The organism is Reticulibacter mediterranei (assembly GCF_016587455.1).
Genome location: NZ_BNJK01000001.1, coordinates 2,087,861 through 2,103,395 on the forward strand (window position 1 = coordinate 2,087,861; position 15,535 = coordinate 2,103,395).

Here is a 15,535-nt window from a genome sequence, read left to right on the forward strand (position 1 = left end):
ACCACGAGCATGCTCCATGTAACAAAAACAACTGTCACTGCTGATACAAAACTACTCCATACGTCTATGTCATAGTACTTGCTACCAGGCGATCTCAAAGCGTGGCTGTTGCAGAGGAAACAGACTGAGAATGAATGATACACTGGAAAATCGCTCTGACCGCTCTAATTTCTGGCAGAGGTTAGAAAAACCAATTTTTGTGCTCGCGCCGATGGATGATGTCACAGATACGGTGCTTCGCCAGGTGATTGCCCGCTGCGGCAAACCAGCGGTGTTTTTCACCGAATTTACGAATGTGGAAGGGATGTTCTCAAAAGGCGAACGAGCCGTGATGTCCCGGCTGCAATATACGGAAATCGAGCGACCACTCGTTGCTCAGATTTGGGGCAGCAAACCGGAGAATTTCTATAGAGCCGCAAAAAAACTCATCGAGATGGGATTTGATGGGATAGACCTGAACATGGGCTGCCCCGCCTCTGGCGTACTCCAGAAGGGTGTCTGCTCTGGCCTGATTAACAACCGACCGCTAGCCAAAGAAATTATTATCGCGACAAAGGAAGGCGCAGCTGGGATCATTCCCGTTAGCGTCAAAACCCGGCTGGGATTCCGCGCTATTGACTTTGACTGGATCAGATTTGTCCTGGAACAAGACCCGGCAGTGCTGACGGTTCATGCCCGTACCGTTTCGGAAATGTCCAAAGTCCCAGCACATTGGGATAAGCTGAAAACGGTGGTTGACATACGCAATGAGATGCAAAGCAATGCGCTGATTATCGGAAATGGGGATATCAAATCACTGGGCGAGGCAAGGCAGAAAGTTGCCGAGGCCGGAGCTGATGGTGCGATGATTGGCAGAGGCATTTTTGAAAACCCTTACCTGTTTTCAGAAACCATCACCCTGAGCGATAAAACGCCAGAAGAAAAAATGCAACTCCTTCTTGAGCACATGCAAATGTGGACCGAGACCTGGGGAGAGACAAAGCATTTTCCGATCCTACGAAAATTCTTTAAAGTCTATGCCAGCGGTTTCCCCGGTGCCCAGGATCTTCGTATGCAACTGATGGAAACACAAAATCCTGAAGAGACAAAGCAGGTTGTAACGGCATTTGTTCATGATTATGCTGAGCGATCCCTGTCTATTCATTAGGAATAACACGAAAGAGTTGCCCATATGGGCAACTCCCGTTTATAGTGAAATCCCTCTAAAAAGCTCAACACAGATTTAAAGGCACACAACAATAGTTGCTGTCCCGAAAGAATCTACCGGTAGTCAGTATATATTTACATATATACCAAGAAATAAAGAAGGAACAAATCAGAAGAGGTTGGATACACAAGATAGGATGCAGGGGAGATGTACGGTGCCATCATGAATGATTATAGGGGTAGCTGCGCATCAAGCCAAAGTTCTCCACCCACTACAACGAGGGATAGAAAAAGCTAAGATTTAGCTCCTAATCCCCCTCATGCGGCACTATACAAGCACCTCATCAATATCACCAACCAGCTTTTGAATCTCACGTAAACGACGTTCTGCCAGTTCTACATTCTCCAAAGCCTGTGCTAAAATACGAGCCTCCAATGACGGATAAGATTCAGCAATTTCAGGGTCAATTGAACCGCCAACAAGCTCCAACGCCCGATGTAACTTGTTGTTTTCCAGGGTCGCATTGTGCATAACGGGTAGTCCTCCTAACAATGATAGAACTGGGACGCTACAACGATCTATGGGAAGTGTGTACCACCTGAAAGCCTGAGTTCACCTGTTAATTACTTCTACTGCTCATTACGTGAACTGATTGCGATAAGTTACAAGAAAAAGATTTACTATGCTTTTTGTCTGCTGTAGCTACAGCTATCTTACACTAGTTGCTAAAAACTCCCAAATAAAGACCCCAACATTCCTACTCATCAGAACTTTTCAGCACCACAGATACGTTATTCCCAGTCAAGAAAGAGCCGACATAGAAAAATAGTAACCAGGGTAGAAGATAAAGATCTTCTGCTATTATTCTAATCCATAGCATAGAGGTAAATGCAAGCTAATAGGAATAAGGCATCCACAGGATATTTTGTGAGCAAGCACCTGATTTTTCCCGAGAACCACACCTCTTTCTCAAACCTTCTACTGATTACCTGCCCTTAAATATCAAGCTATCTCTTAGCCATGATATTTCTTTTCTTCCTGTTTAATCCTTTCTTCTCGTAAGATATTTCTTAGCCATTTATCTTCTTTCCGCATTCTAGCAAAATAGCTGTTCAATAACAAGCAAAACAGGAAAAATGGGGAGAGCATTCCTATCAGTTGCACCGGCCTCAACCTTGACAATGCCTCGCTTCCTGGTAGAATAAGCAGAGAAGGATAATCTTCCCATTTTTCGCCTTCTAATTTTTATAGAGGATGCATACACAATGGTTGATCTTGCGTTCTACGCTTCAAATCCGCTCTGTTCTCCACCACCCGTTGCCTCCCATCAGGGCAGGTAGAACGGCCTCATCTTCTTCACGAGAACTCCAACACATTCTATAACAAGTTTGTGTGCTGAGTTTATGCCCTCATCCTGCCCTCTTTGCACTGTTCCTTTGATTCTCATTTGCATTTGAGGAAGGGATTTTTATGTTCTCTCACCATGCGTTCCGTCGCGACTTCTTGCTCATCGTCTGTGCCTCCGTTTCCTGGGGGACCATCGGCATTGCAAACCTGGCGCTCTATGCATCGAGCACAACCAATGCTCTCTCGTTGACCTTCTTACGGCTGGCTCTCGCCACTCCACTGCTTTTTCTCACCTGCTGGCTGCGTCTTGGTCGCCAGATCTTTGCGATCAAGCGTCACGATCTTGCTGTCATGATGGGAATGGGCAGCATGATGGCGATCTCTCAAGCCTGTTATATTGCTGCTATCCCCACAGCTGGCGTGAGCATCTCGACCCTCATCGCTATCTGTATCGTTCCAGTGATCATTGCCCTCTTCTCCGCCCTGGTCACACGCGAACGGCTTACTCCGCTCACTTTCTTTGCCTTAGCAGGCGCAGTTGGCGGTACAATTCTTCTTGTCGCCGCACGTCCCCATGTCAACGAGGGAAACGTAGCCTTCATAGGCGTGTTTCTCGCCTTTCTATCAGCCTGCGCCTATGCCGGCTTTATTCTCTGTGGACGACAGCTCACAGGCAGCTATCACCCGCTACAGGTCAATTTTGTGGCATTTGGAACGGGGGCCCTGCTTCTGTTCCTCTGCACTTCATTCACTGGATTGGCGCTTACCTATTCTATCCAGGGATGGCTCATCTTGCTGTATATTGGATGGGTTCCGGGCGCTCTTGGCTATGCCCTCTTTCAGGCAGGCATGCGCTCACTCTCTGCAACTGTAGCAAGTATTGTGACAATGTGCGAACCGCTGACGGCTACGCTACTCTCATGGATACTCTTTCGTGAACAGCTTGGCCTCTTTGGTCTCCTCGGCGCGTGCTGCTTGCTGGGAGCAATGCTGGTAATCTTGCTCGCTCCACAAAAGCATCTCAAGAAGGAATTTTAACACTTTTCTCATTGTGCATATTGGCAGCAAGCGCTAAATAATTGAGTATTACCCCTGTGAAGGGCAGGAATAATGTTGCTTCTCCTGCCTTTCATGGCCCTCTTCCCCTGCTTCACAACAGTGCAGGTGGCTCTGGATCTTTTGTTTGCAAAAGATCCAGCAAAATAGTCTCATCTTACATATTTCTAAGCAAATAAAAATACGCTTAGAAGTGTATAGCAGTGCTTTATTTATTGATTTTCCACAGAAGCATATGCTATGATTCTAAAGGTGTTTGCAGGGAGGCATCCAGAAGCATTGCGCATATGGATGAAAGCGAGGAAAAGCGCTCAAGGTAGCAAACATTCGACACGTCACGCCTCCCAGAAAGTTAGTCGCTACCATAGCGTATCCATAGGGAAGGAGATAGACATGGCTCAACAGTACAAAGAACATCATGCATCGGTAGTAGTCAATGCACCAGTACATCAGGTGTATTCGATGTTCACACATTTTAATGACTTTCCGAAATTCATGAGTTTTGTAAAAGAAGTCACGTATCATGACAAGGACAATAGCCACTGGGTCGCAGAGGTAGCAGGTCGGCATGAGTGGGATGCGGTGAACTCAGAATGGATTCCCGATAAGCAGGTAGGCTGGCACTCGACCAAAGGATTGGAAAATTTTGGTAAAGTGACCTTTGAATCGACGGGCAACAACCAGACAAAGGTTGATGTCTTTATCGATTATAATCCTCCTGCTGGTGTGCTGGGAGATATTGGCGAGAAGATGGGTGTTGGCAAACACTTCAATGATGTCCTGACCGATGATCTCAATCATTTCGCCCGCATGGTCGATCAGGCACCTGCTGGCGCACTTGATCCCACGTCTTCCAACTACTTGTTCCACACCGATAGCGCAGCTGGCAAGGGAACGACAACAGGTCGCCAAAACGAGACGATGTACAACGAACCCAATGCTGGCAAAAAGAATGAACCCATCATAGATCGTGACATTACAGGCACCACCAATCAAAATCTTGGCTCTTCACGCGATGCGGATGTTGGTTCAATACCAGTGGAGCCAGGCGAGGTCCGCTCTCCGGTAAGACCTCCTGAGCAGAACCGCGATAAACAGGGATACTAATCGCCCCGTTCAACAGAATCGCAAACGATAAACGCAAAGTTAAAACGAGGCCAACGCGACAATTTCGTTGCGTTGGCCTCGTTTTAACTTTGTTAAACAAAGTGAGAAGATGAGTATAAACTTATTTATACGTTTGTAGCAGATAAAATCTCACGTAATTCTTTGAACAACAAAGAAATCCCTTGACATATCCAGACACATATGTTATGATTCGTGTGTTCCTGCTAAGGGAACACCACCAGAGAACAAACAGACTCTGGCACTTGGCTTTAGGCCTTGCATAAGTAATCCGAGAGGAGGTCTTATGAGACCAATGAAGAAACCAATTCGCCTACTGGGGATGGTGTTCCAGATTGACTAGTAGTACCCGTAAATGCGGGTATGTCACTCCCCTGAGCGTTTGATCTATCCTGCTATCTTGACAGCAGTTCATGCAGAACTTGCGTGGTCTTAACAACGGCTTTCGTTGTTGGATGATGAACGTAAGCAGGGGGCATTGAGTTCTATTAACTATGGCAGCAATGTTCTTGGCCTACGTGGATTAGGACTAGGTTAAGTGACACAGGAGTTGTGTAGAAAAAGAGACACACGAGCGAGGATCGGTTGACAGATTTGCCCCGATCCTCGTTGTGTTTTATTTTTAACGATCCGCTTTCCCTCTCTTGACATGTTCCCTCTCGCCCATTATGCTGAACAAATGTAACTTTTTCGGCTCTCTTCCACATAACTAGATTGGATAGCATGATGGATTTGTTCAGCAAGAAAACGACTTTACAGCATCACATCCTTTGTATGCGACCAACGCTCCTTCAGTTTCATACCATTCCTCATTATTGAGTCCAGGCTGGGAGCTATGACGAGCTAGCATAGGTTGCTAGCTCCTGTAGATATCTATCATCTTCCGCTGAGCAGAGTTGGCTCGCAAGAAAAGCGTCCAGTCTCTGCGATCAGCATCTACCATCAATCCGCGCTCCACCTTTTCTTATCACAACTGATGCGCTTTTTACCGCTATCGCTCATCACAAAAGGATAAGAAAGGGAAAAGGAGATGCCCTCATTTCTGGGTAAAGCAGAAGTATCGACACATACAGAATTTCATGATACTTCACAATATAAAAAGCAGACTCAGCCAGGACGGAAAGTGCCACTGGCGGATCTGCTGGTTGAAGTCGGCCTTTTTGAACATATCGACGAAGCAAAACGCTGGATCATGGCAGGCAAAGTACTCGTCAACGATCAGAGGTTCGACAAGCCAAGCATGAAGGTGCGAAGGGATGCGAAACTACGTGTTCTGGGAAGATCTCGTTATGCGAGTCGCGGAGGCTATAAGCTCGAAACTGCCCTGGAACACTTTGCCATTGATGTCAGCGGTCAGGTGGCTCTCGATTGTGGAGCCTCTACAGGTGGCTTTACAGATTGCTTGCTACAGCATAGCGCGGCATATGTTTATGCTGTGGAGGTTGGTTACGGACAGTTGGCTGGCTCTTTACGTGTTCACCCACAGGTAAAGAACCTTGAGCGCACCAATTTAAGCGATCTCACACCGGCAATGCTCGATCCCGCGCCAATGCTGATCACACTGGATCTCTCGTATCTCTCGCTCACAAAAGCACTACCAATTGCTGCGCCACTGCTTGCCCCAAAAGGGTTGATACTGGCACTCGTCAAACCGCTGTTTGAGGTCGAGAGTGCAGAGGCTCGCCGAAGTGGACACATCGATGATCCAACCCTGCTCATTACAGCGCTACAACGTGTGCTGGATGCAGGCACAGGTGCAGGATTCACACCGCTAGGAACGATCAAGCTAGCATTGCAGCCTCGTCACGGCGTTATGGAGTTTATAGCACTTTTCAGCAAAGGGCACAATTGTACTCCCTATTGCTATACAGAGGAGACCCTAGCAACTCTGGTGGCAGATGTTGGTGTCGGCAAAGTAGATATAGAGTAATCTTGCTTCAACAAAGAAGAGGGATTGGCACCAGAAGGATGCCAACCCCTCTTTCAGAAGAGCCTTAACGATTATTTTAAGCAGAAACTGCACCTACCTCAGGCGAGAGCAAGGATCTAACCTTCTCTTTGCCTAAAGAGAGCAACAGCGTTGGGATGCGTGGGCCGGTATCGCTGCCACAGATGAGCGTATAGACGGCCACAAAGAATGCACGTTGGGCCTGCTTCAACTCGTCGTCGGGCGGCGTATCGACAGACAACCCTCGTGCCAGTTTCGGGATATTGTACATGAGTTCGGTTAACCCGGCGAGCGTCCAATAATTGTCCAGCTTCTCCACCAGCATTTGCAGCTCTTTACGCTGGCTCTCCGACAACCGCTCATACGCTCCCGCATCAAAGCTTGCCTGGATAGCCGTACGCTCATCATCGGGCAGGTAGTTATTCACCCAATCTAGAGCACAGGTCAGGCGCGGCTCCAACTCTGCTGGCTCAACGAACTCCACTGGCTCTTTCAAGCTCTGCGCAACAATTCTCGTTACCTGCTTGATATTGCCATGCGTCACATCAACCAGCGAGGTAAGCAGCGAGAACGGCACTGGCTTCAGCGTATGCGCGACCTCGCCGTGAGAAGTGCGGGTGGCACGCTCATACATTTTCTTGTTCTGCTCGTTCGCCTTGCCAGTGTTGATCTGCTTAAAGAGCGTATCCCACTCATCGTAGAGGCGCAACAACCCCTGCCCAAAATCGATATTGAATGCCTGATTGTTAGCGCGACGAATATACAACCAGCGTAGAATAGCAGGCTCAATAATATTCAATGCTGAGGCAAGCGTGGCTGTGGTGCCAACCGAGCTTGAAATCTTCGTACGCCCATCCATGCCCACAAAAGCGTAGGTGGCATATTGGATCGGCGGCGATTGATAGATCTCGCGCAAGATTCTCAGCCCTACGGTAAAGCTGCTTCCCGGCGCTGAATGATCCTCGCCCGCAGGCTCAAAATCGACCTGATAGAAGTTCCAGCGCATTGGCCAGTCTACCTTCCAGACCAGCTTCCCTTCCATTTTCTCATCCAAGCTAAAGCCACCGCTGTACTGACAGGATTGACATGTATAGGAGATAAAAGCAGTTTCTTCATTATAGGATGTAATTTGGGTATCATCTTTATGGCAGCGTTCACAATAGACACGATATGGATAATAGGCCGCACGCCGTGCGAGACGCTCCTCCGCCGTTTCCTGAATGGCCGTTTGATACTCAGCCAGAATATCAAAGATCTCTCCACGATGAACCAGCGCTTGCTTGACCTTCCCTGTATAGCGTCCCTCACGATATGCTTGTGATTGACGGACATAGCGCGGGTAGACCTGAAGCGCCTCCAATCCTCTCGTAAATTGCGTCATATAACGGAGGGCATATGAATCATATTCACCAAAGGGATCGGGAATATCTGAAAGTGGCTGCCCGATATGCGTTGCGAAAGAGGGGTCCACGCCAGCTGGTACTTTGCGCAGGCGGTCAAAATCATCCCAAATATGGACGTGTTCAGCGTTCCAGCCTCGCGCCTTCAATTCCTCAACCACTAGATGGACAGTCATAATTTCCCGCAGGTTTCCCAGGTGAATCGGACCCGAAGGACTGATGCCCGATTCACAGATGATATGGGCCTGTTCGCCCTTTGTCCTGCGTACTCGCTGCTCTATTTGATCACTGATCCTAGTGATCCAGTCTCCCTTCATTGCGTTCATCCGTTCCTACTTATAAAATGATGATCAAGAATAAGATAGTTACTCACCGAGAGAGAGGACAGCCATAAACGCCTCCTGTGGAATCTCCACATTGCCGACTATCTTCATGCGTTTCTTGCCCTCTTTCTGTTTCTCCAACAGCTTGCGTTTACGCGTTATGTCACCGCCATAACATTTCGCCAGCACATCTTTACGCATCGCCTTCACCGTTTCGCGGGAGATCACACGAGAGCCGATGGCCGCCTGAATAGGCACTTCAAACAACTGACGCGGAATGAGGCCGCGCAGTTTCTCCACCAGAGCGCGTCCCTGATGATACGCCTTCTCACGATGCACGATCAAAGATAACGCATCAACCGCCACGCCATTCACCAGGATATCGAGCTTGACCAGATCCGATTCATGATAGCCGCCAAAGCTATAATCAAGCGAGGCATATCCCTGTGTGCGCGTTTTGAGTTGATCGTAGAAATCAATGATCAGTTCGGCCAACGGCATGCTATAGGTCAACAGCACACGCTCGGCCTCAATATATTTGAGATCTTTATAGGTACCGCGCCGCGTCGTCACCAGATCCATAATCGTACCGATATAACGGGACGGGGTGAAGATCGAGATATCCATCCAGGGTTCCTCGATCTTCTCTATATCGCCAAACGAAGGCATGGCCGATGGGTTATCGACCTCCATAGTTGTGCCGTCCGTCTTCGTCACCAGATAGGCTACGCTGGGAGCGGTGGCGAGGATATCGAGATTATATTCGCGCTCCAGGCGTTCCTGAATAATCTCCATATGCAGCAGGCCGAGAAAGCCGCAACGGAAGCCAAACCCGAGCGCCCCGGAGGTTTCCGGCTCATAGAAGAGCGAGGCATCGTTGAGCTGCAAACGGTCCAGCGCATCGCGCAACAACGGATAATCATTGCCCTCGACCGGATATAAACCGGCAAAGACCATCGGCTTTGCTGGCTGATAACCAGAGAGTGGTTCGACCCGAGTAAGCGCCGAAGGTAGCGTCACCGTATCGCCCACGCGACAATCTTTGACATTTTTAAAGCCGGTGGCAATATATCCCACCTCGCCGGTCGTCAGCGCGCCAGCAGAGATCAGGCGCGGATGGAAATAACCAGCTTCAAGGATATCGGTAGTGCTGCCGGTCGCCATCATCACGACACGCTCATCCTGGTGCAACTGCCCATCCACAACGCGCACATAGGCAATCACACCCTTATAGGCATCGTAGTGAGAGTCAAAAACGAGAGCGCGCAAGGGTTGCTCAACCTCACCTTTAGGAGGCTGTACCAGCTTGACAATTGCCTCAAGGATATCCTGCGTGCCAGTCCCCTCTTTTGCCGAGGCCAGAATACACTCCTCTTTTGGTATGCCAATGACATCCTCCACCTCTTGCCGAACTTTCTCCGGCTCTGCGCTGGGGAGATCGATCTTATTAATCACCGGAATAATGCTCAGATCGGCCTCCAGCGCCAGGTAGAGGTTTGCCAGGGTTTGTGCCTCAATGCCCTGTGTTGCATCGATCACCAGGAGAGCACCCTCGCATGCGGCGAGACTACGCGAGACCTCATAGGTGAAATCAACGTGTCCGGGTGTGTCAATGAGATTCAGCTCGTATTCCTCACCATCAAGCGCGGTATAACGCATACGCACAGCCTGAGCTTTGATGGTGATGCCCTTTTCGCGCTCCAGCTCCATCTGGTCAAGCGTCTGCGCCATCAGTTCGCGCTTGGAGACGGTGCCGGTAAATTCCAGCAAGCGGTCCGCAAGGGTTGACTTCCCGTGATCGATGTGGGCAATGATACAAAAATTTCTAATATGTGCTTGATCTGTCATTCAATGATTCCTCCACCCAACACCTCATCACCATCCTCACCACCGTAGAGTACGGCAGCCTGTCCTGGTGTGATAGCCCGCTGTGGGTGTACAAGTGATACTTGCGCTCGATTGTTTGCAAGAGGTGTAATCAATGCGGGCTGCTCAGGAGCCTTATAGCGAATGCGCACACGGGCCTCAAATGGCCCGGCAGGAATGTCACCACTGCTATAGTGCATATTGCGTACAAAAAACTCGCTCTGTTGCAGGGCGGCAGCCGGACCAACAATCAACGCATTCTGTTGCGCGTCGATTTTCAATACATGCAGCGGCTCCGGGGAGGTAACGCCCAGTCCTTTGCGCTGACCAATCGTGTAATATGCCAATCCGCGATGGCGTCCCAACACCTTGCCCTGCTGATCGTAGATCGGTCCTGGCTTTGGAATGGCAATCAACGGCGTTGCGCTGGCAGCAGAACTCCGACCAGCACCAACCGCGACCAGCTCCGGGGTTGCAGCTTGCTCAGCAACCCGACTCGCGGCGTAGCGATCTATAAAACCGCGGTAATCGTTTTTGGCAACAAAACAAATCTCCTGGCTCTCCGCTTTAGTTGCCACACGCATCCCACGCTCAGCTGCCAGCGCGCGTACCTGCGGCTTGGTATAGCCACCCAGCGGGAAACAGGCATGGGCAAGCTGCTCTTGATTGAGGACATGCAAAACATAGGACTGATCCTTCTCTGGATCAACCCCACGTCGGAGACGGCGCTTGCCAGTCACGGGATGATCGTCAACACGTACATAATGTCCCGTCGCCAGATAGTCGGCATTGAGAGCCAATGCGCGCTTCAGTAATACCGTAAAACGTATATGGCGATTACAGGTTAAGCAAGGATTCGGTGTACGGCCCGCAACATAATCTTCATAGAAAGAATCAACAATAGTACTTTTAAACTCTTCCTCAACATTCACCAGATAAAATGGGATATCGAGCATTCGAGCCACACGCCGTGCATCATCGACCGCTTCGAGCGAGCAACATTTATTTTGCGCAACGCGCTCAACGCCATTGTCTTCTTCCTCAATCACCCCCGGTTCCGACCAGAGGCGCAGCATCATACCAATAACTTCATGTCCTTGTTCTTTGAGAAGCGCGGCGGCGACTGAGCTATCTACGCCGCCGCTCATTGCGACGACTATTCGTGCCATAAGTAAAAATCCTGCCTGTTGCTAGCAACTATGATGGTTCTGAAAAAGTGAAATGTAGAAAAAAGGACTAGCCAGATGTGGGCTAGCCTTCGTTTTTAGTTTCGCGCCTACACATATCGTGATATCCCACTGTAGCTGGGATATAGTGCCCTTTATTGCCAAGATAAGGGTAGCACAGTAGCAGCTTCTTGTCAAACGCTGAACCAACAGGGCTTTCCAGTTCTCCGCTCAAAGGGGTGCAGGGTCTCCCTGCCGGGGTCTGGGGTGTCCCCAGTTTCCTTCCCTCCTTCGCGCGCCGCCTGCGGCGGCGCGCAAAAGAGAAGAAAAAAGGTTTTTTGCGGGGACACCCCGCACCCCGGCAAAGGGCTGCCGCCCTCTGCACTCCCGCTAGATGGGAGAATTGGAAAGCTCTGGCTGAACCAATAGCCCCATAGCCAAAGATTAATATTTCGTGTATAATAGCAGCGAAATATCATCAGGTGCGTCATAATTAAGATTTATCGCGCCATTACGCGTAATAAAAGAAGGACTGTTATCATTTCAGTCGATCAAACAGCCAGAGCATCCCTTATTGGCTAGAGAAGCGGGAGAGTGCATATGCCCAAAAAGTCAGCGTCCGCGCGAAGTGGAGCGCAAAGAAAGCCAAAGGCGCAGAAAAGTATTGAGCTTGTGCGCCCAACATCGGTCATAGATGAGCAGCGGTCGGAGGAAGAGGAGGAAGCGAAAACCACAACAGCGGCAACCGCAGTGATGGAGCAATCAACCGAGCAGGAGAAGACAGTCAGTACTGCACCCAAAGGCAGTGCTGCGGCAAAGCTGGCGGCACGTCGCCAGGCGGCAGCCAATAAAGCTCAGCGCAACGCGGCGGTTTTGATTACGCCAGAACACTTTTCCTACGTCCAAAAAGATCTCATCACCGTCGCTATTCTGGCCGTCATCATGATCGCAATCATCATTGGCAGCTACTATTTCCTGGTAGTTCGCGCCTGAGACATCGCCACTATAATAATATGTGAGGCTATCTGACTAATCTTTCCGTCAGATAGCGATTGCAAACGAAAGAGGCACCGATTATTATGTCTTTATGAATCAGTGCCTCTAGTTTTTCTGTTGCACGGCTGTCGTTTCAGGGCAACAGAGTGAAGTCGCCACAAGATAAAATGTGTCGGCCTGAGTTAGTGTCTGAGGGGGCTAGTACCGATGCCCGAAGGGATACCATGACGATGAGCGGCAGGAATAGTCACGCCTAAGACGCGCTGCATGGCCATCGTGTGGCTACAATCCCCCCAGTCATGGAAGAAACGACAAGTGCATTGCCACTCCCCATTGTCGAAAGTAGTGGTATGAACATCGTTCTCACCCTGGAACGTTGCTTCAAAGCGGGTAAATTGAATGCGCTCCGGCTCCGCTGCATAGCGCTTGGCTTTGGCAATTTTGTTGATCATACTTGAGTTCATGGTCTGCACTCTCCTTAAAATCTAGCAACCACTTCCGTTATCCACTTGCCGTCTATGATATACGCTGTAGTGGCGTAGCTTACGTTAGCGGGGTTGCAATCAGGTAAGCCTACGATTCATTGCGCCGATAGCTCGAAAGCGTTCCTCCTTTCTCTCATCAAATAATACTATTCTGAATCGACGTGTGCTATCAATTGCAGAGTAGAGGCCCAAAGAATAGAAGAATGGATCGATGAGCCAGGCACGCAAGAGCGTATAAGAAAATGAAAATAAAAAAAACACCAGGGCAAATCGCATCCCTAGTGTCATTATTCACACATCAGTGTCCGTCTTCGCAGCCATACGCAGTGAAGTTACTGACGATGTTGTTGAGACTGAACACATAATCATTCCAACCCTCACCCAGCTTGCGCGGAGTGTGAACGCCTATGTATCCACCACATGCATTCTGAGACAAACAGGAGTGGACCTACAGGCTTACTGCCAGATCAATGAGTGGTCTCCTACTGATGGACTGATTATACCATAGAGATAGGTGAAAGTCCACCCTTGCCGGTGGCAATCTTTTCCCCGTGAGTGATCTGTGACCTAAATCGCATGACTCTAACGTATAGACTGTTGAATAGTTCACTGTGCAGCTATTGATTGACTAACTGTGATCTAAGCTCTTTACTGGTAGAATGTAGCCAGAAAACGGTGTACAGAAAACGCAAAGTAGCATATTATTTCTTATGGCAGAGAAACTTAAAAGACACGGAGGCTTATGTGAAAACAGATAAAAAAAGGGCTACTCGGCCGCTTTTCTCTCTCCTTCTCAGTATGATCATTCTCGGACTGGTCCTGAGTGCCTGTTCTAATAGCGGCAATACAGCTGCCACGACGGGCACAACGAAAGCAAATACAGCGCCACAGGCAGGTGGCATTACGCCAACGCCTGGCGCGCAAAAAACTCCTATCGCCAATCCCCCACCTGGAGCAAAGAAGGGGAGCGGCGGTACTCCACTACCTGCTAATGAAATAAAACCACTGACATTTAATCTCGCCTACAATGATGCAGCTATCGAGCGTGACATGGCTCAGATGTACACTCCTGGCTCTGCCACCTATCACCAATTCCTCACGTCCGATCAGTTTGTCCAACGATATGCCCTCTCCGATACGCAGCTCCAGCAGGTCAAAAGCTGGTTAACCAGCCAGGGCTACACCGTCGATGCCGTAGACGGTCTGCGCTCATCAATCCAGGCTAGGGCTAAAGTATCGACAATTGAGAAATCACTTAATATTAAATTAAAAGCCTACACCCTGCTGAACCGCACCTTCTTCATGCAGGAAGGCGAACCCACCCTGCCAGCATCCATCAGAGGTTACGTCCATTCAGTAGTCGGACTGGACAACTTTGCGTTACCCGAATTCAAGCCGCCGGTTGGCTTCCAAGAGCAAACACAACAGGCAAACAGCGCCAATTGTAAGGGTTATGGGGCCAAACAGACGCTTACAGCAAAGAAATTGGCTGCCGCCTATCAACTCGACAAGCTCTATGCACAGGGTTTCCAGGGACAGGGCATGAGCGTTGGTATTGCTGAGTTTAGCGAGCCGTTCAGCGCCTCAGATCTTGCCAATTACGCAGCCTGTGCTGGTATCGCAGTTCCCAAAGTCGAAACCGTTGAGATCGATGGCAAAGTGAAATCGGGACCGGGCGAAGGCGAGGCGGCAATGGATGTTGAACTAGTCGCAGCCCTGGCTCCAAAGGCCAATATTCTCGTTTACCAAGCCAATGCAGATAATACCTCTTTTGCCCAGGCGATGGTTGATCTGTTGAATCGCGTCGCCACCGATCATCGTGTCCAGGTCTTGAGCATTAGCTACGGAACGGCCGAAAGCTCGTTTAGCGAAAGTGAGATGGCGGCGGTCAACCGCAGTTTGCGCACACTGGCAAGCGAAGGCATCTCGGTCTTCATCAGTAGTGGCGACTGTGGAGCATACACGCTGCGCGTCCGCCAGCCCCAGGTTGCAGAGGTAGCATTCCCGGCCAGCGCCCCCTATGCCATCTCCGTTGGTGGCACGCACCTGCAAGTGAACGATAGCAATGTACGCACAAGCGAGACTGTATGGGGAGAGGACGATGGTACGCCTGTGTGCCAGAACCAGTGGGGAACCGGAGGTGGTGTCAGCCAGAATCCCGACTTCAAACGTCCATCCTGGCAAACCGGAAAAGGCACAACAACGCATTATGATGGCACATCACAGGCAGTCTTCACCGCTACCCTGCCACCGGCACCAGTTACGGCTCCTAACGGGCTGCGGCAGGTGCCTGACGTAGCCGCAGCGGCTTATCCCAACATCGCCATCTACTACAATGGTTCCTGGTATGCTTCTGGAGGCACCAGCGCGGCCGCTCCGATCTGGGCTGCCGGTGCTGTGCTGGTGAATCAGGCGTTGCAACAAAATGGCAAGTCGCCGATTGGAGGTGTGCCCACGTTCTATACGCTGGCAAACCAGGCGAAAAACTACCATCCCTACACCGATATCACCGTTGGTAATAACCTGTTCTATCCGGCAACTCCGGGCTGGGACTATTCGACTGGCTGGGGAGCGCCGAACTTCAACGATATCACCCAGTTGGCACTGTCCGAATAATCGGAATCTCGACAAAACAATGCTCAGAGACAGACGCTCTGAGCATTGTTGTATGTTTGT

The 15,535-nt window shown here is 49.8% G+C and carries 12 protein-coding genes; 7 read left to right on the plus strand and 5 right to left on the minus strand.

Translation table 11 applies throughout. From position 1 onward, the window contains the following. Positions 1-130: 130 nt before the first annotated feature. Entirely contained in the window at positions 131-1,147 is a 1,017-nt protein-coding gene (locus K3T83_RS09000) for a tRNA dihydrouridine synthase (RefSeq protein ID WP_220202633.1), read from the plus strand. 327 nt (positions 1,148-1,474) lie between these two features. Here the strand turns inward: K3T83_RS09000 and K3T83_RS09005 are convergent, their stop codons facing one another. Then, positions 1,475-1,678 carry a hypothetical protein gene (locus tag K3T83_RS09005; protein WP_220202634.1) on the minus strand — a complete coding sequence of 68 codons (204 nt, stop codon included), beginning with the start codon at positions 1,676-1,678 and terminating at the stop codon, positions 1,475-1,477. 939 nt (positions 1,679-2,617) lie between these two features. Here K3T83_RS09005 and K3T83_RS09010 point away from each other — a divergent pair. The 3 genes from K3T83_RS09010 to K3T83_RS09020 all read left to right on the plus strand — a co-directional run bounded on the left by K3T83_RS09010 (position 2,618) and on the right by K3T83_RS09020 (position 6,605). Beyond that, positions 2,618-3,532, plus strand: a complete 915-nt coding sequence (locus K3T83_RS09010; protein WP_220202635.1) for a DMT family transporter — start codon at positions 2,618-2,620, stop codon at positions 3,530-3,532. 411 nt (positions 3,533-3,943) lie between these two features. Further along, the gene (locus K3T83_RS09015; protein WP_220202636.1) at positions 3,944-4,657 is read left to right on the plus strand and encodes an SRPBCC family protein; all 714 of its coding nucleotides are present in this window, start codon (positions 3,944-3,946) and stop codon (positions 4,655-4,657) included. A gap of 1,048 nt (positions 4,658-5,705) precedes the next feature. Further along, a complete protein-coding gene (locus K3T83_RS09020) occupies positions 5,706-6,605 on the plus strand; it encodes a TlyA family RNA methyltransferase (RefSeq protein ID WP_220202637.1) in 900 nt (299 codons plus the stop codon). Positions 6,606-6,681: 76 nt separating this feature from the next. Here K3T83_RS09020 and lysS read toward each other — a convergent pair whose 3' ends face one another. The 3 genes from lysS to mnmA are packed head-to-tail and all read right to left on the minus strand — an operon-like array spanning position 6,682 to position 11,381. Next, entirely contained in the window at positions 6,682-8,340 is a 1,659-nt protein-coding gene (gene lysS / locus K3T83_RS09025; RefSeq protein WP_220202638.1) for a lysine--tRNA ligase, read from the minus strand. Between the two features lie 48 nt (positions 8,341-8,388). After that, on the minus strand, positions 8,389-10,194 hold the full coding sequence (lepA, locus tag K3T83_RS09030) for a translation elongation factor 4 (protein ID WP_220202639.1): 1,806 nt from the start codon (positions 10,192-10,194) through the stop codon (positions 8,389-8,391). Continuing rightward, on the minus strand, positions 10,191-11,381 hold the full coding sequence (gene mnmA / locus K3T83_RS09035) for a tRNA 2-thiouridine(34) synthase MnmA (RefSeq protein WP_220202640.1): 1,191 nt from the start codon (positions 11,379-11,381) through the stop codon (positions 10,191-10,193). Before mnmA ends, lepA begins: the two co-directional genes overlap by 4 nt. A gap of 188 nt (positions 11,382-11,569) precedes the next feature. Between mnmA and K3T83_RS09040 the strand changes: the two genes are divergently transcribed. Next, on the plus strand, positions 11,570-11,815 hold the full coding sequence (locus K3T83_RS09040) for a hypothetical protein (protein WP_220202641.1): 246 nt from the start codon (positions 11,570-11,572) through the stop codon (positions 11,813-11,815). Positions 11,816-11,978: 163 nt separating this feature from the next. Beyond that, positions 11,979-12,371 (plus strand): hypothetical protein, encoded by a 393-nt coding sequence (locus K3T83_RS09045; protein WP_220202642.1) that lies wholly within the window; start codon positions 11,979-11,981, stop codon positions 12,369-12,371. A 185-nt stretch (positions 12,372-12,556) separates the two neighbouring features. On the opposite strand, the gene K3T83_RS09050 is transcribed toward K3T83_RS09045, so the two are convergent. Further along, positions 12,557-12,838 carry a hypothetical protein gene (locus K3T83_RS09050; RefSeq protein WP_220202643.1) on the minus strand — a complete coding sequence of 94 codons (282 nt, stop codon included), beginning with the start codon at positions 12,836-12,838 and terminating at the stop codon, positions 12,557-12,559. Between the two features lie 765 nt (positions 12,839-13,603). Between K3T83_RS09050 and K3T83_RS09055 the strand changes: the two genes are divergently transcribed. Then, the gene (locus K3T83_RS09055; RefSeq protein WP_220202644.1) at positions 13,604-15,475 is read left to right on the plus strand and encodes a S53 family peptidase; all 1,872 of its coding nucleotides are present in this window, start codon (positions 13,604-13,606) and stop codon (positions 15,473-15,475) included. Positions 15,476-15,535 lie beyond the last annotated feature (60 nt).

What these genes read in the sequence shown, in the direction of transcription:
- K3T83_RS09010 (WP_220202635.1), top strand. Translation starts at nt 2,618, where the DNA reads ATGTTCTCTCACCATGCGTTCCGTCGCGACTTCTTGCTCATCGTCTGT.
- lepA (WP_220202639.1), bottom strand. Translation starts at nt 10,194, where the DNA reads ATGACAGATCAAGCACATATTAGAAATTTTTGTATCATTGCCCACATC.
- mnmA (WP_220202640.1), bottom strand. Translation starts at nt 11,381, where the DNA reads ATGGCACGAATAGTCGTCGCAATGAGCGGCGGCGTAGATAGCTCAGTC.
- K3T83_RS09020 (WP_220202637.1), top strand. Translation starts at nt 5,706, where the DNA reads ATGCCCTCATTTCTGGGTAAAGCAGAAGTATCGACACATACAGAATTT.
- K3T83_RS09050 (WP_220202643.1), bottom strand. Translation starts at nt 12,838, where the DNA reads ATGAACTCAAGTATGATCAACAAAATTGCCAAAGCCAAGCGCTATGCA.
- K3T83_RS09000 (WP_220202633.1), top strand. Translation starts at nt 131, where the DNA reads ATGAATGATACACTGGAAAATCGCTCTGACCGCTCTAATTTCTGGCAG.
- K3T83_RS09005 (WP_220202634.1), bottom strand. Translation starts at nt 1,678, where the DNA reads ATGCACAATGCGACCCTGGAAAACAACAAGTTACATCGGGCGTTGGAG.
- lysS (WP_220202638.1), bottom strand. Translation starts at nt 8,340, where the DNA reads ATGAAGGGAGACTGGATCACTAGGATCAGTGATCAAATAGAGCAGCGA.
- K3T83_RS09045 (WP_220202642.1), top strand. Translation starts at nt 11,979, where the DNA reads ATGCCCAAAAAGTCAGCGTCCGCGCGAAGTGGAGCGCAAAGAAAGCCA.
- K3T83_RS09015 (WP_220202636.1), top strand. Translation starts at nt 3,944, where the DNA reads ATGGCTCAACAGTACAAAGAACATCATGCATCGGTAGTAGTCAATGCA.